Below are 20295 nucleotides of genomic sequence, written 5' to 3'. Positions count from 1 at the left end.
CATGCCGATATACAACTAAAGATAAAAGACAACTCACATAAGCTCCTCTCGATGGTTTCGACATGCACGGACGACACCGGCGTCGCCGCGCAGTTGATCGCGCATCGCGTCGGCGGGCGTGTCCTGGCGTCGGCGGCGATCGGTGCCGGGCCGGACCTGAGCGCGGAGACGCTGGAGGCCCTGAAGGTCGAGCAGCTCGAGATCGAGAGCGCCTTCGCCGCCGATGCCGCCGCCTTGCGCCGCTTGAGCGCGGCCCATCTGGATCCGCGTGCGCCCGCCGTTCTGCTCAAGGGCCATGCGGCGCACCTCACGCTCGGGACGCGCCGATCGCTTCGGCGCACGCTCGATATCGATCTCGTCTGCGCCCGGCCGGAGCCGTTGCTGCAGGCCGTTCGCCGCGGCGAGGCGGAATCCTATCGCAACCCCTCTCCGCACGAACTCGCGAATGCGCGGTTCTTCGGACGCGACGTCGATCTCCACGCCCACTATCCGATCTGGGACTTCGCTCCATCGCGGCCGACGTGGACGGTCGCCGTCGAGGACGGCCTCGTCGCCTGCCACGCCGGCCGGCTCGCGGTCTCGCCGCTGGAGCCCGCGCGCCTTCTCGCCGACGCGCTCCCCGTGCCGGCGTTGGGAGCGCCGTACGTCCGGGTCCCCGATCCCGCCGCCTCCATCCTCGTTCTCGCTGCACACGGGTACCGCAACGCCGTCTCGCGCTCGTCGGTCAGCGTGCGCGAGAAGCCTCCCGTGCGCCTCGTCGAGCTGGTCGAGATCCGCGATCTCCTCGACCACCCCGGCTTCGATCGGGACCGCCTCGCCGCGTTGGCGAGCGCTCTCGACGCCGGGCGCACCCTGGCGCTCGCGGGCGGGCTCGTGGACGCCGTCCTCGACGACGATCGCCTGGCGGCGCTCGCCGCGTCGCTCGGCTCCGGGTCCGATCGGCTCCCGGTCTCGGTCTGGGGCGGCATCTGGATCGATCCGGCCTACGATGCGCGGGCGCTGCTCGACCGGCACGCCTCGACCGAGGCCGTGGCGAACGCCCTCGGTGCCGCGCGCCTGCGGCGCGATCACGGTGCGGCCGTTCGGCTCGCGCCGCGCTCGGAGGGCGGCGACCTCCTGGCGGACGGCGCCACCCTCCACGTCCTCGGTGACCCCGCCGCGATCGACCTCGCCCGCGGGACGATCGTCCGCACCGCCACGACGCTGACGGTCGAGCTCGAGACGCGGGCCCGCACCGAGGCGCCGAACCGGCGCGTCGCACTCGACGTCGGCGGCTTCGCGCTAGAGATCAACTGGAACGTGCCGACCGGGGCGCTCACCACGAAGCACTCGGACCGCCCGATAACGCCCGTCGTCGCCTCGCGACGCGACGGGGCGCGGCACGTCCTGCGTGTCGATCTCGACGTGCGGCAGGATCCGGCGCTTCGCGCCGATCCGCTGCCGATCCTCGTCGGCGTCGGCGAGTTCGAGCGGATTCACGCCATGCGCGCGGGGCTCCTGATCCCGCTCGTCCTCGGGACGACGGAGGGCGACCGCCATGCCGGCTGATCGCGCCCCGCGCGAGCCCCGCGCCCGCTTCGCGCATGCCCACGGAGTCCGCCTGCCGCTCCTCGGCTACGGCACCTCCCGGCGCAGGGGCGACGCCTGCCGTCTCCTCGTGGAGGAGGCCCTTCGGATCGGCTATCGCCTGATCGATACGGCGGAGGTCTACGACAACGAGGCGGCGGTGGGCCGGGCGATCGCGGCTTCTCGCGTGCCGCGCGGGGAAATCGTCCTGTGCACGAAGGCGCATCCGCAGCGCCTGCTGGCGGGCGCACCCACGGAGGCGTTGGAGCGTAGCCTCGAGCGGCTGCGTGCGCCCTTCGTCGATCTCTTCCTGATGCACTGGCCGTGCGCGCTCGCCGACCTTCCGCGCGCGATGGAGCGGCTCGCGGCGGCGCGGGAGTCGGGGCTCGCGAGAGCCGTCGGGCTCGCCAACGCGCCGGCCTCCTTCCTGTCCGCGGCACGCTCGCGGCTTCCCGAGATCGCGGTCGATCAGGTCGAGCGGCATCTGCTGCTCCAGCAGCCTCGCCTCGTCGCCACGCTGCGACGCTCGGGCGTAATACTCATGGCCTACAGGCCCACGGCGCGGGGCGCCGCGGCCGCTCCGGAACCGGTCCGAACGCTCGCTCGGACGTTGGGGCAAAGCGCGCATCAGATCGCTCTGCGCTGGCACCTCGAGCAGAGGGGCGTCGTGGCCATCGCCGGTGCCTCGAGCGTCGAGCAGCTGCGCGAGAACCTCGCCAGCCTCGATTTCGCTCTCGGCGCCGCGGCGATGGCGTCGCTCGCGACGCTCGACGAAGGCCGTCGCACGCTCTCGCGCGACTACGCCCCCGACTGGCCGGAGGACCGCGTGCCGCCGCAGGCGCGCGGCGTGCGCGGCCGCCACGAACCCTCAGCGAGCCCCAAGGAGTAAGCCATGGATCTGGACCACGCGCTCGGCGCGCAGCTCGTCGCGGAGGCCCCGTCGCTTCAGCGAGCCAGATCTCGCTACAAGGCGAAGATCGCGTCCGTCTCGCCGCCGGCGATGCGCACGCAGTTCGAGACCGAGGACGCGTGCTTCCTCGGCGTCAGCTTGGAGAACGCGCATTTCACGAGGCCGAAGCTCGAGGCGATGCTCGAGTGGGTCGCGAAGCGCTTCCGCCGCTGCACGCTCCTCGTGGGCGACAGCATCCACCGCATCACGCTCGAGTCGACCCGTGGATACGGACCGCAGACGGCGCTGCGCGAGGCGCTCGCGCTCGGCGACCGCTTCATCACGCACAACGACGATCTGGTGGGTGCCTTCCGGAACCGCATCCTGTTCCGATACGAGACGTGTAGCGCCGTCCAGCGATCGGCCGACTATGCGCGGTATCACGCCGAGCTGCGGACGCAGTTCGCGAGCGACGAGGCGTTCCGTCTCTCGGTCCAGAGCTTCGCGCAGAGATATCACCGCCGGACCTGGGACGTCGTCGACGAGGAGACGCGTGCGCGCCGGCTGGAACGCTCGTGCGACTACTTCCTCGAGGAGTTCGCCGTGTTCGCCTGCCTGCGCCGGCGGGGTCTCGGCGTGATGGTGTACCCCGGCGCCTTCAGCACCCTCGAGGAGATCGCGCGCGGTCGGCATCCGGACACCTGCCCCGAGCTGCGCGGTCTCACGATCGTGTCCCTTCAGATCAAGCGGAGATGAAGACATGTCGACGACACCGGCATCCGGCGTCCCGCGCATCGAGCGCGGCGCCATCTATCGGGACATCTACGAGCGTCGCGCCGACGATCGCCCGGCCACCGGGCGCGCCGACCTCGTGCGGGCTCGGATCGAAGGGGACGCGCTCGTCTTCGACGACGGGGACTCGGCGGACCGGGCCCTGCACGACGGCGTGTTCGCGCTCGCCATCCCGGCCGCGCTCGACCTCGATCCCGGCGACCGCTTCGCCGCGCAGTTCCACGAGGGATTCGGCGCACGCCCCTACGGCTGCTTTCGATCGGTGCGCTCGGACGTGTTCGGAGATCCCCTGCTCGGCTTTCACGAGCGCACCAATCAGATCGAGCAGTTCCTGCTCGAGCGGCGGTTCTGGGCGAGCCACTACCCGGCGGAGATCGCGGCCCTCGGAGAGGCGCTGACCCGCCTCTCCGGCATCGTCTTGCGCAGCGTTCTCGCGCGCGTCGGGCTGCCGCGCTCCCTCTGGACGCGCGCGACGGGAGGCTGCGCCGCGCTCGCGGGCTCCTATCACCTGACGTTCAATCACTACCGGCCCGCCGTCGAGGGGATCGGGCTCGCGTCCCACAAGGACGACGGCTTTCTCACGATCCTGCGCACGACCTCGGAGGGCCTGGAGGTGAACCGCGCCGGCGCCTGGGAGCGGGTCGCTCCCGACCCGCGCTGCTTCATCGTCAACTTCGGCCTCTCCATGGAGATGCTGACGAAGGGCTGCGCGGTTCCCGTCGCCGCGATCATGCACCGCGTCGCGCATCAGGCGGTCGACCGCTCGAGCTTCGGCCACTTCACGTCGAGCGCTTGCGGCCCCGGCCGTGCGGTCGACGTCTTCACCTACCTCGACGACGGGCTCCACCGCGTCTGCGACGCGCGCGAGCTGATCGACGCCAACGACCACGAGATCTACGCGGGGACGCGGCCCCCGGAGGAGGCACCATGACGAGCGCCACGTCCTTCGCCGGCCCCGCGCCGATCGTCCCGCGCCGCGCCCGGCTGGAAGCCGGACGGATCACGCTGGAGACCGGCGAGGATCTCTCCGAGGCGCTCGCGGACGGCTGCCTGCGCCTGCGCATTCCGCCGGAGGTCGATCTCGGCCCCGGGCTCGCCCTCGCGCGCAACTTCTGGCGCGAGCCGGACGGCGGCCCGGCCGATGCCTACCGCGGGTTCAGACGGGCGAGCGACATCTACTTCGACCGAGAACACTTCCAGACCGAGCATCTGCTTCTCGATCGCCCCCAGCGCCTGCGCCATCTGCCCGCCGATGTCGTCGGGCTCTGCGACGCGCTGGCCGCGATCGGCCGCGACGTTCTCGCCGCCGTCCTCTCACGCCTCGACGTGCCCCGCGAGGTCCGAGACCGAGCCGTGGTCGGCTGCCTGCACGGGCGGGCGGTCGAGTGGATGGCGGTCAGCCACTACAGGCCCGAGCGCCGGCAGCTCGGGTGCCCGCCGCACAAGGACACGGGCTACGTGACCGTGCTCTACTTCGACCAGGAGGGCCTGGAGGCCCGGCGCGACGGTGCCTGGCGGCGGATCGATCCGGAGCCGGGCTACTTCCTCGTGAACTTCGGCGGCGCGCTGGAACTCCTGACCCGGCGCCTCGAGCGCCCCGTCGAGGCCCTGCTGCACAGGGTGGCGGAGCGACGGCCCGACCCTGGAGCCGAGGATCGCTTCTCCTTCGCGGCCTTCGTCAACCCGGCGGCGTCGGGCATGCTCTGCGAGCTGGACGGGCGGCGGATCCCGCAACCGGTGCAATCGGTGGAGGATTTCCTCCGATCCTTCAACGAGGAGACCTGGCGCGACTCCTACGCGGATTTCGGCATCGTCGACCCCCACGACGCTCGGCCCGACGACGGGGGGGTGCGCAGATGAGCCTCGCACGCCTCCCACCCTTCCCCGGCGTGATCGCCCACCACCGCCCCGTCGACGCGACCGGGGACCACGGCGCAGCGTTTCGCCGCGCCACGCACGAGCGTGGCGAGGACGCCTCCTCCTATTTCGAGGCCGCCGGCGTCACGGCCTTCGCGCGGGCCAACGGCGGGCTCTGCACGTTCGATTTCGACGGCCGTCTCGCGCTCTACCAGGCGACCAACGTGCCCCTCGTCTCGGACGAGGACCTCGGCCCGTCCATCGAAGCGAACGCCGGTCTCTTCGGCGCGTTCATGGGCGCGTTGCCCGCGGGCGATCCGCGCAGGCCGTCCAAGCGCGCCGCGGTGGAGCGCTCGCTCGGCAGCGCGCGGTTCGTGCACGCGCTCGAGGCGTCGCTCGCCGCCGCTATCCGCGCGCGCCTGCGCCGCTCGGTGGGACGGGAAGTCCCCGTCGACGCCTTCGCCCTCGATCTCGTCGCGCATGTCGAGAGCGTCGTTCCGGGCGTGCTCGACATGCGCCGGCGGCCCCTGTCCGAATTCCTCGTCTGTCCCGAATTCGGCGCCGTCGCGCGCGATTTCTTCGAGATCGCCTCGGCGGCACTGAGCAACGTCGATCCCCGCGCCATCGCGGACGCCGATCACATCGTCGCGTTCACCCGCCGCTGCCTGCGCGACAATTTCGAAACGATCGCGGCCGCGCCGGACACGAACCTCGTGCGTGCGCAGCTCGCCGCGATCGGGATCCCGTTCACCCGCGAGAGCATCGAGCGCCTGGAGCCGGACGTGTGCAAGGAGATCGGGACGGTGATCGTCGCCGCCTACGACACGACCGCGCTCGGCCTCACCTGGACGCTCGCCTATCTGGCGGGGGCTCCGGCCGTCGCGCAAGAGCTGCATCGCCGCGAGATCGCGGGCGATCCCCGGCCCCTCGCCGAGCGCGTGGTACTGGAGGCGCTCCGGCTCGGGGGCAGCAACCCGACGGCCCTCTGGCGGCGGGTGGCGCGTCCCACCCGGATCGTCGTCTCGGGGGGCGAGGCGACGGTGCCGGAGGGTGCGATGCTCTGGCTCGATCGGCGGGCGGCGAACCGCGACCCGACGCTGCTCGCGGCCCCGGACACGTTCGACACGGCCCACATCGACGCGTTCGCCCGGACGGCGACGGAGCCCTTCACGGCGCTGATCTCGCGCGGGCGCTACGAGATCAACTCGTTCAGCATGGTGAACACGGTCCGCAACCCCCGAAAATGCCCGGGACGCGTCTTCTCCGTCGCCGTGCAGGCGCTCGTGCTGCGCGAGATGTTCGGGAGCTACCGCGTCACGCTCTCGGGCGCGGACACGCGCCTGGCGGGGCGTTCGGCGATGCCCCGGCCGCGGTCCGCCGGAACGCTCCTCCTCTCGGCCCGCACGGCGACGGACGCGCGCGCGACCTCGACGAGCGCGGTCTTCGACGATCGCTCACATCAGGGAGATACGGCATGAGCACGACGCTTGGGATGGAGCCGCTCACGGACCCGGCGACGGTCCGGCTGGAGCATGCGACGCTCGACGGGGAGACCCTCGTCTTCGAGCATCCGGGAGGGCTCGAGCGCGCCCTGCGGATGGGCTTCCTTCTCGTCCGTGCGCCGGACGATCTGGCGCTCGAGCCCGCGCTCACGCTCGCACGCCACTTCAACGAGCCGCGCGGCCGATTCCGGGACGGGCGCGACGCCTATCGCGGCTTCCGGGAAGCCGGGCCGTTCTGCTTCGATCGGAGCGAGTACCAGGTGGAGCAGCTCATCATCGGCCGCGAAGAGCGCGAGCGCCTCCTGCCTCCGGACGCCCTGGCCGTGACCACGCGCATGAGCGAGATGGCGGTCTCCATCCTGCGTGGACTGCTGCGCTGGTACGGCATCGACGAGGCACTCTGGGACCAGGTCAGCGGCGGGTGCGCCTCCGGACGCGGAACGCACTGGTTCGTCGCCAACCGCTACGACCCCGAAGCGAGCGGCCTGGGCTGCGCGCCCCACACCGACACCGGCTTCGTGACCGTGCTCTACGCCGACCGTCCGGGGCTCGAGGTGGGCATCGACGGCCACTGGACGCCGCTGGAGTGCCGCCCGCGCAGCTTCGTGGTCAATTTCGGGGTCGCGCTGGAGACGCTCTCGCGGCACATGTCCACGCCCGCGTGCGCCGCTCTGCACCGGGTGGCGACCACCACGCCGACCCTCGACGGACCCCCGCGGGTCTCGATCGCCGCCTTCGCCAGCGCGCCGACGCACGGCGTGCTCTACGAGATCGCCCCCGACGGATCGGCCGCGGCCGTCCACGACGTCGACACCCTGCTTCAGGCGCACGATGCCGGAACCTGGAAGACCGGGCGCGGACCGGACCAGGCGCGCAGCGCCGAGAGCGCCCGGGAAACGACGCGCACCGCCCTCGAGACCTCCAGACTGGGAGCATGACCATGATCGCAGAGCTACCCCGAACCCGCATCGTCGATGGTGCCCTCCAGATTCCCGAGGGGCCGGCCTTCGACATCCTGTGCGACTACGGCGTCTTCTATCTGGAAACGCCCCGCGACCTCGACCTCGCCGCGGGCATCCGCTTCGCGCAGGCCTTCTACATGGAACGGGACGGTGGCCCGGACGACGCGTTCCGCGGCTTCCGCGATCGCGACTACGGGTGCTCGATGCTCGGCTATTCGGACACGGGAGCCGACCAGTCGGAACTGCTACAGATCGAATCGTGGCTCTGGAGCGAGCTGCTCCCGCCGGAGGTCGCCGCCATGCTGCGGGGCTTCGATGCGATCGGCCGCAGCGTCGTGCGCGGCGTGATGCGGCGCGTCGGGGTGGATCCCGCCGACATCGACCGCATCACGGGCGGGATGGATCGAGATGCGGCTCTCCAGTATTGCATCTTCAATCATTATCGGTCTAGGGTGGCGCAGCCCCACGGGCTGACGCCCCACAAGGACAGCGGCTTCGTCACGGTCCTCCATTCGTCCGAGGGCGGGCTCGAGACGTTGCGCGGGGACGACTGGGTCCGTGTCGACCCGCAGCCGGGCCACCTCACCGTCGTGCTCGGCCACTCGCTCGAGATCCTGACGGAGAAGCTCCCCCGTCCGGTCGCGGCCAGCCATCACCGTGTGAGGGCCACCGGGCCGCGCGCGAGCACGCGCCACGAGCGCTACAGCTTCGGCAGCTACGTCGGCCCGCGCTGGGATCAGGACCTCCTCCAATACGACGACGCCGGTCGGCTGACCGTCTTCCAGTCGTTCCTGGCCTTCCAGAAGGCCAAGGCGGCGGAGATGAACTACGAATTCCACCCGAAGGTCGAGGCATCCCACACCTGAGCGTGCGCCCGCCGCACCTCCTGGCCCACCCGCTCACCGATGGAGACGAACGATGACGATTGCGTCCCCCACGGCCCGTGCGCCGGTCACGCTGCCGCCCATGCCGAGCGAACGCGAGGCGGCGGCGGTGCACGAGCCCATCCGCATGGCGCGCGCCGCGCTCGACGGCGAGCGCCTGGTCTTCTCCGAGCCGCACGGGTTCGCCCGCGCGATCTCCGAGGGCTTCTTCCTGCTCGCCGTGCCGGAGGGTTTCGATCCCGGACCGGGCGACCGTTTCGCGCGACACTTCTTCGAGGAGCCCCGCGGCGACGCAAACGACGTCTACCGCGGCTATCGCTCCGTGGCGGTTCCGGGCGACTATCAGGGCTATTTCGACCGCCCGCACGATCAATGGGAGAACTTCTACATCGAGCGGGGCAATTGGAACGTCCTGCCGCCGGACGTCGCGCGCATGGGCGCGGCCATGAGCGCGATCGGCATCCGTGTCCTGCGCGCCGTCCTGAGCGAACTCGCCATTCCCCAGGATTGTTGGCCCGCGGTGACGGGCGGGCTGAGCGACTTCGCCGGTCATCAGATGCTGGCCTTCAATCATTTCCGCTCCGACCGTCCGGTGCGTGGTTCGAAATTCCATCGCGATTCGGGCTGGGTCACCGTCCTGCGGTCCACGGACCGCGGCCTCCTCGCCTACATCGACGGGCGCCTGCGCGCCGTCGACCCGCAGCCGGGCTTCCTCATCGTCAACTTCGGCAGCTCGATCGAGGTGTTCACCGAGCGCTCGCCGCAGCCGGTGCGGGCCAACGTGCACGGCGTCGTGCGCACGGAGCGCGACGAGGACGCCGAGGACCGCGTGTCGTTCGTGACCTTCCTGGACAGCGCGCTCGACGGCACCATCCATCGTTGGGAGGATGGCCGGCCCGTTCCTCTCCAGAGCGTCGTCGACTTCGCCGTCCAGGAGGTGCAGCGCACCTACGACGGCGACGATGCGACTTTGTGAGGGAGCGAGCGGCGATGAGCACGAACGCTCCCTACCAATGGGCGCACGCGCGCCTCGAGGGCGCCGAGCTGGTCTTCCGCGGGACCGGCGACCTCGACCGCGCGCTGACCGACGGCTTCTTCTTCGTGGACGCCCCGCCCGACCTCGATACGGCGGCGGGCGACCTGTTCGCGCAGCGCTTCTTCCTGGAGCCGGACGGCGGGGCCGAGGACGCCTATCGTGGCTTCTCGCGCTTCACCGCCGACCGGCTCGGCGAGCACGAGGGCTATTTCCGTCGCGCGGACGATCAGGTCGAGCAGTTCTTCCTCGAGCGTCGCTGGTGGGACGACGTCTACCCGCCGGCGCTCGCGCGCCAGGCCCGGGCGATGCAGGACTTCGCCCTCGCCGTCCTGCGATCGGTGCTGGCCCGCCTGGCGATACCGCCGGAGCTCTGGGACGAGGCCTGCGGGCGCTGCCTCTCGGGGCGAGGCACCTATCATCTGACCTTCAACCACTTCCGACCGGAGGTCCGAGCGCGTGGGCTCAACGTGCACAAGGATTCGGGCTGGGTGACCGTGCTTCGATCGCTGGAGCCCGGGCTCGAGGCCCATTCGGGCGGCGAATGGCGCCCGGTCGACCCACGCCCCGGGTCCTTCATCGTGAATTTCGGATGCGCCATGGAGATACTGACCCGCGATACGGAGATCTCCGTCGCCGCGGTCGCCCACCGCGTGCGCGAGCAAACCGCGCGCCCCGCCTCGGGGCGCGACCGCTTCTCCTACGCGCTGTTCGTCGACAGCAGCCTCGACGAGAGCATCTGCCCGGGATTGTTCCGCTACGAGCCGGGGCGAGGACTGGTGTTGCAGTCCCGCTTCTCGGAGTTCCTCGAGCGGATCCTGCACGACACCTACCAGCCCGACACCGAAGGATTGTACTGACGCGATCCCGAGGGACGCGTCCCGCAGCACGAGGCCACTCATGATCATCGAACGAGACGACTTCTTCGTCCTGACCGGTGGACCCGGCGCAGGCAAGACCACCCTGATCGAGGCGCTGCGGGGACGTGGCCTCGCATGCGTGCCGGAGGCGGGCCGACGGATCATCCAGACGCAGCGGCGGGTCGGCGGTCGTGCCCTGCCGTCGGCGGACCCCTCTCGCTTCGCGGAGATGGAGCTCGGTATCGGACTCGTCTCCTTCTGCGAGGCGGACGCGTCCCGCACGACGATCTTCGACCGCGGCCTCGTCGATCCCATCGGGTACCTCACGGTCTGTGGCCTCGAGGTGCCCGCGCATTTCCACGAGGCGGCACGCACCTACCGGTACAACACGACGGTGTTCATCGCTCCGCCCTGGGAGGAGATCTACGCGCGCGACGCGGAACGCCAGCAGAGCTTCGACCTGGCCGGGGCGACCCACGACGCGATGGTGCGCGTCTACGGGCAAGCCGGATATCGGCTGGTGCCGCTTCCGCTGGCCGGCGTCGAGGAGCGCGCGGCCTTCGTGCTCGACGCGATCGGCGCGGCGCTGCGGCGTACGGAACGAGATCGGGCGAGGCGTGTATGCTGAACGCGCGCGATCTCGTGAAGGAGTTCCGTGTCGCGCGACGCGAGCCGGGGCTGGCCGGTGCTCTGCGCGGACTCCTCCGGCCGCGCGAGACGACGCTGCGCGCCGTCGACGGCGTGAGCCTCGCGCTGTCGGGGAGCGAGATCGTCGGCCTGCTCGGCCCCAACGGCGCGGGCAAGTCGACCACCCTCAAGATGCTCACGGGAGTGCTCGATCCGACGTCGGGACGTGTCGATTTCGAGGGACGTTCCCCGCGTGCCGACCGCCGCTGGTTCACCCGACGCATCGGTGCGGTCTTCGGGCAGCGTACGCAGCTCTGGTGGGAACTGCCGCTGCGGGATTCGCTCGCGGCCGCGAAGGCGCTCTACGAGATTCCGGACGCGACCTTCGCGCGGACGCGCGCGGCGCTCGTCGCGGAACTGGAGATCGGGTCCTTTCTCCATGTGCCGGTGCGCCAGCTGAGCCTGGGGCAGAAGATGCGGGCGGAGCTGTGCGCGGCGATGCTCCACCGGCCGCGGCTGCTCTTCCTCGACGAGCCGACGCTGGGGCTCGACCTCGAAGCGCGCGCCGCGTTCCATCGCGTCCTGCGCACGGCGAGCCGGGGTTGGGGCACCGGCGTGCTGCTGACGACGCACGACGTCGCCGACATCGACGCTCTCTGCGAGCGCATCGTCGTGATTTGCGGCGGGCGCGTCGCCTATTCGGGGTCGGTCGGCGCGGCGAAGGCGAGTCACGCGCGGCGCACGCGGCTCGTGTGCACGGTGCGGCGAAGCGCCGACACGCCCCCGCCGCGGACCGCTCCCCCCGGCATCGAGATGGTGCGCGAGGGCGTACGCGTCGTGCTCACGATAGACCGCGCGCGCGCGACTCGGGAGGACGCGCTGGCCTGGCTCGGCGCGGGTTGCGAGATCCTGGCGGAGGCGCCGGGGGAGGTGTCCACCGGTGATCTCCTGCTCGATCTCTACGGCGCGGCGCGGGCGGTGGCGGCGTGAGGAGCCTTCTCGCGCTCCTCCGGATCGAGGCGGCGGCGTCCCTCGCCGACCGCAGGCTCGCGGTTCTCGGGGCGATGCACAAGCTGCTCCTCGCGGGGGCGCAGGTCCTGCTCTGGTCGTCCCTCGTCGGGCCCGAAGGAACGACGATCGACGGCGGCCACCTGTCGCATGCGGACGTGGTCACGTACGTCCTCCTGGCGACGGCCCTCGCGAGCCTCGCCGAGTTTCCGGTGGTGGACACGATCAACGATCGGGTGGCGCGTGGGCAGGCGGCCGTCGACGTGCTGCGCCCCCCGGGGTTCCCGATGCTGGTCCTCGCCGGTGAGCTCGCCCGGTTCGTGGTCGGGCTCGTCACGCAGGCTCTGCCCGCGCTCGTCGTCCTGGGCGCGGTGCTCGGGTTCGTCACGCCCGGCCCCGACCGCGTCGCGGCGGCGCTCCTCCTCGTCGTAGGCGGCTGGCTGCTCGCGACGCTCGTCGGCTGGTGCATCGCCATCGCCGCGTTGCGGCTCCTGGACACGACGCAGGTGAAGTACGCCTTCCAAGGCGTGACGGCCCTGTTCTCCGGGGCGCTCGTGCCGCTGTGGTTCTTCCCGGAACCGCTGCGAGCCATCGCGGAAGCGCTGCCGTTCCACCTTCTCTTCCACGCACCGCTCTCGGTCTGGCTGGGGCTCGCCGGGTGGGCGGAGATCGTGCGATTCTTCGCCGTGCTTGCGCTCTGGCTGTGCGTCCTCGTCCCGGTGGCGGTGGCCGCCTGGCATTGGTCGCGCGCCGAGATGGTCGTGCACGGGGGCTGACATGGGCGGCCTGCGTTTCCTCCTCGCTCAGACCGGCCTCGCCCTGCAGGCCAGGATGCACGACCGCTTCAACTTCGTCATCGAGCAGGTGAGCAATGTCGTGTTCTATCTCTGCGCCACCGTCGCCCTGGCGATCATCGTCATGCGGTTCGGGCGGATCGGCGGCTTCGGGCTCGCGGAAATGATGCTCGTCTACGGCTTGAATCTCGTGAGCTACTTCATCGCCGGGACCTATCTCTGGGGTGTCGCCCGGACGCTCGAGGGCTCCATCCGCTCGGGCGCGTTCGACCTCGTCCTGCTGAAGCCGGTGGGTCCGCTCGTCTTCCTCATGGCGCGCAGCTTCGAGCCGTCGATGCCGGTCAAGGCGGCGGGCGCCTTCGCGCTCTGCCTCTACGCCCTGACGCTGCACGACATCGGCGCGAGCCCGGCGACCTCGATCTGGCTCCTCGCGACGATCGTCGGCGGGACTCTGATCCAAGGCGGCATCATGCTCGCCTTCTCGAGCATCGGCTTCTGGGTCTCGGGCTCGCGGGACCTCGTAGAGCTGCTGATCTACGGCGTGCGCCGCACGGTCGACGTGCCGATCTCGATCTATCCCGCGCCCGTCCAGCTCGTCCTGACGGTGGTCGTCCCGTACGCGTTCGTGAACTACTATCCGGTGCTCGGCCTCGCCGGCTCGACGGAGAGCGCCGGCATGGCGGCTCTCGCGGCGAGCGCCCTCGCGGTGGGGCTCCCGTGCGCGGCCGCGGGCTCCGCGCTCTGGCGCCTCGGCCTGCGGCGCTACCGAGCGGCCGGGGGCTAGGTCACCCTTACGGAGTCTCCACGTCGCCCCGGCGACGCGTGCGGCCGGGAGCCGGGCCGCGGCCTGCCCCTCTCCGCCCCGCGCTCCCGGCACGCGGCTTGCATGGCGAGCTTCCTCTCTTCGTGGAGCACGAGCATGGGGATCGATTGCGCCCAGGCGGGCAAGAGGAACCTTGATCTGCGCTTGCTTCATCAATACGTCGCCATCTGCCGCCAGCCGACCCTCGCGGCGGCGGCGGCGGCGCTCGGCGTGAGCAAGCCGGCGGTGTCGCAGATCATCACCCGGCTGGAGGGCGAGCTCGGCGTCGCCCTCTTCGAGCGCGGCCGCACGGGCATGCGGCTCCTGCCCGCGGGACGGCGGCTCCTGGACCTCGCGCAGACGATGCTCGCCGACGAGCGGGACACGCTCGCGGAGATGCGCCGTTTCCGCGAGCACGCGATCCCCCGGCTTCGCATCTACGTCATGGAGAGCGTGTCGCCGCTCGTCATCACCGCCCTCTACGCGGCGCTCGCCGACAAGGTCGGAGCGATCTCGGTCGAATCCGGGCGCGGCGAGACGTGCGTGCCCGAGTTCCTGCGAGGGGAGATCGATCTCCTCGTCTCCACGGAGCTGTTCGCGGACATGCCGGGCACCGTCGACGTGCACCCTCTGTGCAGCCAGGACCTCTGCCTCGCCGCGCCGCCGTCGGGCGCGGCGCATGCGCTGAGCGAGCTCGCCGCGACGCTTCCCCTGGTGCGTGCGCCGGACAATACGCGCATGCACGCGGCGATCGCGACCTATCTCGCCGTCGAGGGCGTCTCGCCGCTCCGCGAGTTCAGCTGCCGATCGCTCTCGGCGACGCTCGAGATCGTCTGCGCCGGGCGCGGCTGGGCGCTGCTTCCGCCGCTCGTCGTGGCGGCGCTGCGCGACCGCCTGGACCTCGTCTCGATCCGGACTCTGCCGGGTCGGCCGCCGGTGCAGACGGTGGCGCTCGCGGCCGACCGCGATCGCTACCTCGAGGTCCCCAGGCTGGTCGCCGACGCCTGCCGCCGGGCTCTGCGCGAGCATAACGAGCGCCTCCGGGCGGCCCGAGCGGATGCGGCGCTCGCCGCCGTTCGCGTCTACTGACGCCGCAGCGGCGCGCGGAACGTGGCGATCGCGCCCTCGAACCGCGTCGCCGGACGCGGCACGGCGGCGCCCGCGGCGGCGCTGCGCCGCAGGCCGCGCGCCCAGGCGGGCGCGTCGACGGCGTCCAGCGGCAGACCGTGGAGCCCCGCGAACCCCGCGGCGAGCGCCTCGTCGTCGGCGCTCGGCGGCTCCGGGTCGAGGACGATGGGCGGATAGAGCGCGGGATCGCCGCCGGCCGCGATCGTCGGTCGACGTCGGGTCCGCGCCACCGCGACCTCGTAGGCCTGGGCGATCCGGAGCACGAGCGCCTCGCCGAAGTAGGGACCCACGATCTGCGCGCTCGTCGGGAGCCCCGCCGCGTCGAACCCCGTCGGCAACGCGTGTGCCGGGTGACCGGAGAGGCTGAACACCGCGGTGGTGGAGCCCGCCATGTAGGCGCGCACGGACGGCGCGTCCCGGTAGCTCGGCGCCGTGCCGAACGTGGACGGGAGGACGAGCGCGTCGCAGGTCTCGAAGAGCGCGTCGATGCCGCGGGCGAGCTCCGCCCGGCGCCGCAGGGCGGCGACGTAGTCGACCGCCCGGATCGTCATGCCCATCGTCAGAGCCTCTCGCACCTCGCGGCCGATCGTGGCCGCGCCGGCGTGGAAGTCGGCCTCGTGGGCGCAGGCCCGCTCCGAGCCGCTGATGAGGACCGTCGCTTCGCGATAGCTGTGCAGGGGCTCGGGCAGTGCGGCGTCGACGACGCGCGCACCGGCGTCGGCGAGCGCGGACACGAGCTCCTCGAGCCCGGCGGCGACGGCGGGCGCGAGGACGGCGCCGGGGATCTCCCGCACGACGCCGATCCGCAGGCCCGCGACGCCCTCGGACAGGGCTCCGTCGTAGTCCGGCGTGGGGATGTCCATGGTCGCCGGGTCGCGTGCGTCCGCGCCGACGAGCGCCTGCAGCACCAGGGCGCAGTCCCGCGCCGAGCGGGCGAGGGGGCCGATCACGTCCAGCGACCAGCTGTTGGGCAGGACGCCGTGCCGGCTCACGAGGCCATAGGTCGGCTTGAGGCCGTGCAGCCCGCAGGCGGCGGCGGGGACCCGGATCGAGCCGCCGGTGTCCGAGCCGAGCGCATAGGTGGCGAGGCCCGCCGCGACCGCCGCCGCGGAGCCGGTGGAGGAGCCCCCGGGGAAGTGGTCGGGTGCCCACGGATTGCGGGCGTGCGGCCGTGCGGAATCGTGGAACTGGACGCCGAGCCCGGTGCCGTATTCCCAGGTGTTCAGCTTGCCCGTCAGAACGCCGCCGGCGGCGCGCAGGCGCGCGACGGCCGCCGCGTCGAAGCCCGTCACGTGGTCCGCGAGGAGGCGCGCGTTGGCGGTCGTCGGGAGGTCCGCGGTGGCGTAGTTGTCCTTCACGGCGAAGGGGATGCCGGCGAGCGGCGCCGCGCCGGCCCGCTTGGACGACGCCCGCGCCGCCTCTCGGGCGCCGTCGCCGTCGACGTGGAGATAGGCGCCGATCAGGGGATCCACCGCCTCGATCCGCGCGAGCGTCGCCTCGACCAGGTCCACCGGCGTGAGCCGGCCGTCGGCGAAGGCCCGGCGGGCCTCGGCGACACCGAGATAGCAGATGTCCTCTTCGGTCATGACGTGACCTCCTGCGCGTGATCGGGGATCGGTTCCAGCTCGCCGCTGCGCACGCAGCGGACGAGGTGCGTGGGGGACAGCGGCGCGAGCCCGGGCGTGGCGACCGCGCAGCGCTCGAGCGCGTGCCCGCAGCGCGGGGCGAAGCTGCAGCCGGGCGGCAGCGCCGAGAGGTCGGGCGGGCTTCCCTTGATGGGCTCGAGCCGGGTTCCGACGAGCTCCGAGGTCACCACCGAGCGCAGGAGCCCGCGGGCGTAGGGGTGGCCGGGGCGGCCGAGCACCTCCTCCGTCGTGCCGTGCTCGACGATGCGTCCCGCGTACATGACGGCGACCTCGTCGGCGATCTCGCAGGCGACGCCGACGTCGTGGGTGACGAACAGCGTCGCCATGCCGAGCTCGCGCTGGAGTTCGCGCAGCAGGAGCAGGACCTGGATCTGCACCGTGGCGTCGAGCGCCGTCGTCGGCTCGTCGGCGATGAGCACCTTCGGCCGGCAGGACAGGGCGAGTGCGATCATCGCGCGCTGCCGCAGCCCGCCCGACAGCTCGTGCGGATAGGCCTGCAGCCGACGCGCGGCGGAGGGCACCTGCACCAGCTCGAGCAGATCCAGCGCCCTGCGCCGCGCGTCCGCCCAGCTCGCACCGTCGTGGGCGCGCACGGTCTCGGCGATCTGATGCCCGATCGTGAAGGTCGGGTCGAGCGCGGTGGCGGGTTCCTGGAAGATCATCGAGACGAGCGAACCGCGGATGTCCGTCAGCGCGCGCTCGGGGAGCGTGAGCACGTCGACGCCGTCGATCACGACACGTCCTTCGATCGTCGCGCTTCGGGGCACGAGCCGCATCAGCGCGCGCATGGTCATGCTCTTGCCCGAACCCGATTCCCCGAGCACGCACAGCACCCGCCCCGCGTGGAGGGAGAAATCGATGCCGTGCAGGATCGTGACGGGACCGTCCGCGCCGCGCACGACGACGCGCAGGTCGGAGACCTGCACGAGGGGCTGGTCGCCGGCCTGGACGCCGGCGTGGAGGTGGGGAGAGGCTTCGCTCACGGCGCGGCTCCGGCGAGGGCGGTCGGGGCCGCCGGCCCGCCGGCGAGGCGGTGCCCCGAGCCCGGATCGGCGGCATGGCAGGCGACGGGGTGCGGTCCCGCGCCGAGCACGGGCTCGACGCGCGCGCAGACCTCGTCGGCGATGGCGCAGCGGGTGCGGAAGCGGCAGCCGCTGGGCGGGTCGATCGGGCTCGGCGGATCGCCCGACAAGGGCGCGCGCTCGCGTCGCCGCTTCGGGTCCATGCTCGGCCGCGACGCCAGCAGCGCCTGCGTGTAAGGGTGGCGCGGCGTCTCGTAGATGTCCCGCACCGGCCCGATCTCGACGACCTTGCCGAGATACATCACCAGCACCCGGTCACTGACGTAGCGCACCACGTTGAGATCGTGCGAGATGAACACGTAGGTCAGCGCCAGCCGCTCGCGCAGGTCCTGGAGGAGATTGAGGATCTGCGCCTCGATCGACTTGTCGAGCGCGGAGACGGACTCGTCGAGGATCAGGAGGCGCGGGGACATGGCGAGCGCGCGTGCGATGTTGACCCGCTGGCGTTGCCCGCCCGAGAGCTCGTGCGGATAGCGGCCCGCGAAGCCGAGCGGCGCCAGCCCGACGAGGCCGAGCGTCTCGTGCGCGAGCTCGCGCGCCGTGGCGCGGCCGGCGCCCGCCGCCCTCGGGCCGAAGGCGATCGTCTGCTCGAGCGTCAGGCGCGGGTTGAGCGAGGCGTGGCTGTCCTGGAACACCATCTGCGCGGCGCGCTGGAGCTCGCGCACGCTCATGCCGCCGCGCGTGCCGACCTCGAGCCCGTCGAAGACCAGCGTGCCCGCGTCCTGGCGCGCCAGCTGCATGAGCAGGCGTGCCATCGTGGACTTGCCGCAGCCGGATTCGCCGACCACGCCGAGCGTCTCGCCCTTGGCGACGGCGAACCCGACGCCGTCGACGGCGCGCACCACCGCGCGCGCCCCCGACGCGGCGCGGCCCTGGAGCGCGAAGTGCTTGACGAGCCCCTCGACGATGAGGAGCGGTTGGCGCGGCCCGCCGACGTCCGGCATCGGCGCGAGCAGCGCCTCCTCGGCGGGCGTGCGGCTACGCGCGGAGAGCGTTCTCTGGAGCACGGGCTCACTCCTTCACGTTCAACGCGTGCCGCAACCCGTCCGTCATGGTGTTGAAGCACAGCGAGGTGAGGAAGATCATCGCCCCGGGGATCACGGCGTTGAGCGGCGCGACGTACACGCTCTGGCGCAGGCTCGAGAGCATGAGCCCCCATTCCGCGTCGGGCGGGCTGACGCCGAGCCCGAGGAAGCTCAGGCCGGAGGCGATGACGATGGAGATGCTGATCAGGCTCGAGGCGTAGACCAGGATCGGGCCGGCCACGTTCTTGAGCACGTGGCCCGTGACGATCCGGGTCGCCGACGCGCCGGTCGCCGCGGCCGCCTCGACATAGGGCTGCGTGCGCACCTGGAGCGCGACGCTCTCCGCCACCCGCGCGATGGGCGGGATGAAGACGAGGGTGAGGGCGAGGAGGCCGTTCATCAGGCCGCCGCCGAGAGCCCCCGAGATCGCCACCGCGAGGAGCACCGACGGGAAGGCGTAGAACACGTCCATGGTGCGCATGATCGCCGAGTTCACCCAGCCCCCGGCATAGCCCGCGAGGATGCCGAGGAAGCCGCCGACCAGCGTCGCCACGACGACCGGCGTGAAGCCCATGAACAGGGTCAGGCGCCCGCCCCAGATCACGCGGCTCAAGAGGTCGCGGCCGAGCTCGTCGGTGCCGAGCGGGTGCCCGGGCGTGCCCGGCGGGCGCAGCCGGTTCACGATGCTCGTCTGGTTCGGATCGGCGGGAGCGATCCACGGCGCGAGCAGCGCCGCGACCGCGATCGCGACGAGGACGGCGCCCGCGACGAGGGTGATCGGGTCGCGCGCGAGCCGCCGCCCCATGTCGCCGAGGAGGCCGCGGGAGACGGTGGGCGCGCCGGCCGCCGCGAGGGTCTTCTGGTCGTGGATCATGTCTCAACCGCTCCCGCGCCGGGCGCTGTTCATGCGCGGGTCGAGCGCCATCTGGAGGAGATCGACCGCGAGGTTGGTGAGGACGAAGAAGAGGGCGAGCACGAGCACCGTCCCCTGCATCAGGGGCAGGTCGCGCAGGAAGATCGCCGAGTTGAGCAGGTAGCCCGAGCCGGGCCACGCGAAGATCGTCTCGACGAGGATCGAGCCGCCGAGCAGGTTGGCGAATTGCAGGCCCATGATGGCCAGGAGCGCCGGAGCCGCGTTCTTGGCGACGTGCGCGACGATCCAGGACGGCGGCAGGCCCTTGGCCTCGAGCGCCTGCACGTATTCCTGCTGGAGCACCTCGGAGACCGCCGAGCGCACCGAGCGCGCGATCACGCCCGCCGGGACGGTCGCGAGCGTGATCGTCGGCAGGAGCATGTGGGGCCACTGCCCGGCGATGCCGGCGTCGGGGTCGCCCATCCCGGTCGCGGGGAGGAGCCCGAGCTCGACCGAGAAGACGATGACGAGGACGATGCCGAGCCAGTATTGCGGCACCGACATCCCCGAGATCCCCACCGCGCTGATCGCGCGGTCGGAAAGGCGGCCGGCCCGGTAGGCCGCGAGCGTGCCGAGCAGCACGCCCGCGACGCAGGCGAGCACGATGGCGCCGAACGCGAGGCGAAGCGTGTTCGCCACCGCGGGAAGCACCTCCTCGATCACGGGCCGGCGCGTGGAGAGCGCGAGCCCGAGATCGCCTGTGGCCACGTTGCCGAGCCAGGTCAGGTACTGGATCGGCAGGGGGCGGTCGAAGCCGTAGGCGGCCCGGATCTGCGCGGCGATCTCCGGCGGGGTGTCGTCCGGGATCAGCGCGCCGGCCGGATCTCCCGGTGCGAGGTGCACCAGGAGAAAGCAGATCAGCGAGACGCCGATGACGATCGGCACCGCGTAGGCGAGCCGCTGGAGGACGAAGCGCAGCATCGGC

20 protein-coding genes are annotated in these 20295 nt (G+C 71.8%); 15 read left to right on the top strand and 5 right to left on the bottom strand.

Features of this window, described 5'->3' with window-relative positions:
• The first annotated feature begins 51 nt into the window (after window positions 1-51).
• The 15 genes from AB9M23_RS09935 to AB9M23_RS09865 all read left to right on the top strand — a co-directional run bounded on the left by AB9M23_RS09935 (window position 52) and on the right by AB9M23_RS09865 (window position 14665).
• On the top strand, window positions 52-1548 hold the full coding sequence (locus tag AB9M23_RS09935) for a nucleotidyltransferase family protein (RefSeq protein WP_372424374.1): 1497 nt from the start codon (window positions 52-54) through the stop codon (window positions 1546-1548).
• Complete coding sequence (locus AB9M23_RS09930; protein ID WP_372424373.1) at window positions 1538-2455, top strand: aldo/keto reductase; 918 nt, start codon at window positions 1538-1540, stop codon at window positions 2453-2455. The genes AB9M23_RS09935 and AB9M23_RS09930 overlap by 11 nt, the downstream gene beginning before the upstream one ends.
• 3 nt (window positions 2456-2458) lie before the next feature.
• Window positions 2459-3211 carry a tRNA-dependent cyclodipeptide synthase gene (locus AB9M23_RS09925; protein ID WP_372424372.1) on the top strand — a complete coding sequence of 251 codons (753 nt, stop codon included), beginning with the start codon at window positions 2459-2461 and terminating at the stop codon, window positions 3209-3211.
• Between the two features lie 4 nt (window positions 3212-3215).
• Entirely contained in the window at window positions 3216-4178 is a 963-nt protein-coding gene (locus AB9M23_RS09920) for a 2OG-Fe(II) oxygenase family protein (RefSeq protein WP_372424371.1), read from the top strand.
• Window positions 4175-5107, top strand: coding sequence for a 2OG-Fe(II) oxygenase family protein (locus AB9M23_RS09915; protein ID WP_372424370.1), 933 nt, complete (start codon window positions 4175-4177; stop codon window positions 5105-5107). Before AB9M23_RS09920 ends, AB9M23_RS09915 begins: the two co-directional genes overlap by 4 nt.
• Window positions 5104-6582: a cytochrome P450 gene (locus AB9M23_RS09910; RefSeq protein ID WP_372424369.1), complete on the top strand. Its 1479-nt coding sequence runs from the start codon at window positions 5104-5106 to the stop codon at window positions 6580-6582. Before AB9M23_RS09915 ends, AB9M23_RS09910 begins: the two co-directional genes overlap by 4 nt.
• The gene (locus tag AB9M23_RS09905; protein WP_372424368.1) at window positions 6579-7544 is read left to right on the top strand and encodes a 2OG-Fe(II) oxygenase family protein; all 966 of its coding nucleotides are present in this window, start codon (window positions 6579-6581) and stop codon (window positions 7542-7544) included. Before AB9M23_RS09910 ends, AB9M23_RS09905 begins: the two co-directional genes overlap by 4 nt.
• Window positions 7545-7546: 2 nt before the next feature.
• On the top strand, window positions 7547-8434 hold the full coding sequence (locus AB9M23_RS09900) for a 2OG-Fe(II) oxygenase family protein (protein WP_372424367.1): 888 nt from the start codon (window positions 7547-7549) through the stop codon (window positions 8432-8434).
• A gap of 52 nt (window positions 8435-8486) precedes the next feature.
• Entirely contained in the window at window positions 8487-9428 is a 942-nt protein-coding gene (locus tag AB9M23_RS09895; protein ID WP_372424366.1) for a 2OG-Fe(II) oxygenase family protein, read from the top strand.
• Between the two features lie 14 nt (window positions 9429-9442).
• Window positions 9443-10345: a 2OG-Fe(II) oxygenase family protein gene (locus AB9M23_RS09890; protein ID WP_372424365.1), complete on the top strand. Its 903-nt coding sequence runs from the start codon at window positions 9443-9445 to the stop codon at window positions 10343-10345.
• Between the two features lie 40 nt (window positions 10346-10385).
• A complete protein-coding gene (locus tag AB9M23_RS09885; RefSeq protein WP_372424364.1) occupies window positions 10386-10973 on the top strand; it encodes an AAA family ATPase in 588 nt (195 codons plus the stop codon).
• Window positions 10967-11962, top strand: a complete 996-nt coding sequence (locus tag AB9M23_RS09880) for an ABC transporter ATP-binding protein (protein WP_372424363.1) — start codon at window positions 10967-10969, stop codon at window positions 11960-11962. The genes AB9M23_RS09885 and AB9M23_RS09880 overlap by 7 nt, the downstream gene beginning before the upstream one ends.
• Window positions 11959-12756 (top strand): ABC-2 family transporter protein, encoded by a 798-nt coding sequence (locus AB9M23_RS09875; protein WP_372424362.1) that lies wholly within the window; start codon window positions 11959-11961, stop codon window positions 12754-12756. Before AB9M23_RS09880 ends, AB9M23_RS09875 begins: the two co-directional genes overlap by 4 nt.
• A 1-nt stretch (window position 12757) precedes the next feature.
• Window positions 12758-13558, top strand: coding sequence for an ABC transporter permease (locus AB9M23_RS09870; protein ID WP_372424361.1), 801 nt, complete (start codon window positions 12758-12760; stop codon window positions 13556-13558).
• A gap of 183 nt (window positions 13559-13741) precedes the next feature.
• Window positions 13742-14665 (top strand): LysR family transcriptional regulator, encoded by a 924-nt coding sequence (locus tag AB9M23_RS09865; RefSeq protein WP_372424360.1) that lies wholly within the window; start codon window positions 13742-13744, stop codon window positions 14663-14665.
• On the opposite strand, the gene AB9M23_RS09860 is transcribed toward AB9M23_RS09865, so the two are convergent.
• The 5 genes from AB9M23_RS09860 to AB9M23_RS09840 all read right to left on the bottom strand — a co-directional run bounded on the left by AB9M23_RS09860 (window position 14659) and on the right by AB9M23_RS09840 (window position 20291).
• Window positions 14659-16290: an amidase gene (locus AB9M23_RS09860; protein ID WP_372424359.1), complete on the bottom strand. Its 1632-nt coding sequence runs from the start codon at window positions 16288-16290 to the stop codon at window positions 14659-14661. The two genes, AB9M23_RS09865 and AB9M23_RS09860, sit on opposite strands and share 7 nt — an antisense overlap.
• Window positions 16287-17333 (bottom strand): ABC transporter ATP-binding protein, encoded by a 1047-nt coding sequence (locus AB9M23_RS09855; protein WP_372424358.1) that lies wholly within the window; start codon window positions 17331-17333, stop codon window positions 16287-16289. Before AB9M23_RS09855 ends, AB9M23_RS09860 begins: the two co-directional genes overlap by 4 nt.
• A complete protein-coding gene (locus tag AB9M23_RS09850; protein ID WP_372424494.1) occupies window positions 17330-18376 on the bottom strand; it encodes an ABC transporter ATP-binding protein in 1047 nt (348 codons plus the stop codon). Before AB9M23_RS09850 ends, AB9M23_RS09855 begins: the two co-directional genes overlap by 4 nt.
• A gap of 67 nt (window positions 18377-18443) precedes the next feature.
• Window positions 18444-19331, bottom strand: coding sequence for an ABC transporter permease (locus tag AB9M23_RS09845; protein WP_372424357.1), 888 nt, complete (start codon window positions 19329-19331; stop codon window positions 18444-18446).
• 3 nt (window positions 19332-19334) lie between these two features.
• Window positions 19335-20291 (bottom strand): ABC transporter permease, encoded by a 957-nt coding sequence (locus AB9M23_RS09840; RefSeq protein WP_372424356.1) that lies wholly within the window; start codon window positions 20289-20291, stop codon window positions 19335-19337.
• Window positions 20292-20295 lie beyond the last annotated feature (4 nt).

It is taken from the genome of Salinarimonas chemoclinalis (assembly GCF_041514305.1).
Lineage (GTDB): Bacteria > Pseudomonadota > Alphaproteobacteria > Rhizobiales > Beijerinckiaceae > Salinarimonas > Salinarimonas chemoclinalis.
This window is presented reverse-complemented; position numbering and strand designations above follow the sequence as displayed.

Bases quoted from the DNA above. Each gene is read 5' to 3' on its own strand.
- AB9M23_RS09900 (WP_372424367.1), top strand. From the start codon at position 7,547: ATGATCGCAGAGCTACCCCGAACCCGCATCGTCGATGGTGCCCTCCAG.
- AB9M23_RS09890 (WP_372424365.1), top strand. From the start codon at position 9,443: ATGAGCACGAACGCTCCCTACCAATGGGCGCACGCGCGCCTCGAGGGC.
- AB9M23_RS09920 (WP_372424371.1), top strand. From the start codon at position 3,216: ATGTCGACGACACCGGCATCCGGCGTCCCGCGCATCGAGCGCGGCGCC.
- AB9M23_RS09880 (WP_372424363.1), top strand. From the start codon at position 10,967: ATGCTGAACGCGCGCGATCTCGTGAAGGAGTTCCGTGTCGCGCGACGC.
- AB9M23_RS09915 (WP_372424370.1), top strand. From the start codon at position 4,175: ATGACGAGCGCCACGTCCTTCGCCGGCCCCGCGCCGATCGTCCCGCGC.
- AB9M23_RS09910 (WP_372424369.1), top strand. From the start codon at position 5,104: ATGAGCCTCGCACGCCTCCCACCCTTCCCCGGCGTGATCGCCCACCAC.
- AB9M23_RS09845 (WP_372424357.1), bottom strand. From the start codon at position 19,331: ATGATCCACGACCAGAAGACCCTCGCGGCGGCCGGCGCGCCCACCGTC.
- AB9M23_RS09935 (WP_372424374.1), top strand. From the start codon at position 52: ATGGTTTCGACATGCACGGACGACACCGGCGTCGCCGCGCAGTTGATC.
- AB9M23_RS09850 (WP_372424494.1), bottom strand. From the start codon at position 18,376: ATGCCGGACGTCGGCGGGCCGCGCCAACCGCTCCTCATCGTCGAGGGG.
- AB9M23_RS09885 (WP_372424364.1), top strand. From the start codon at position 10,386: ATGATCATCGAACGAGACGACTTCTTCGTCCTGACCGGTGGACCCGGC.
- AB9M23_RS09870 (WP_372424361.1), top strand. From the start codon at position 12,758: ATGGGCGGCCTGCGTTTCCTCCTCGCTCAGACCGGCCTCGCCCTGCAG.
- AB9M23_RS09840 (WP_372424356.1), bottom strand. From the start codon at position 20,291: ATGCTGCGCTTCGTCCTCCAGCGGCTCGCCTACGCGGTGCCGATCGTC.
- AB9M23_RS09930 (WP_372424373.1), top strand. From the start codon at position 1,538: ATGCCGGCTGATCGCGCCCCGCGCGAGCCCCGCGCCCGCTTCGCGCAT.
- AB9M23_RS09905 (WP_372424368.1), top strand. From the start codon at position 6,579: ATGAGCACGACGCTTGGGATGGAGCCGCTCACGGACCCGGCGACGGTC.
- AB9M23_RS09925 (WP_372424372.1), top strand. From the start codon at position 2,459: ATGGATCTGGACCACGCGCTCGGCGCGCAGCTCGTCGCGGAGGCCCCG.
- AB9M23_RS09895 (WP_372424366.1), top strand. From the start codon at position 8,487: ATGACGATTGCGTCCCCCACGGCCCGTGCGCCGGTCACGCTGCCGCCC.
- AB9M23_RS09860 (WP_372424359.1), bottom strand. From the start codon at position 16,290: ATGACCGAAGAGGACATCTGCTATCTCGGTGTCGCCGAGGCCCGCCGG.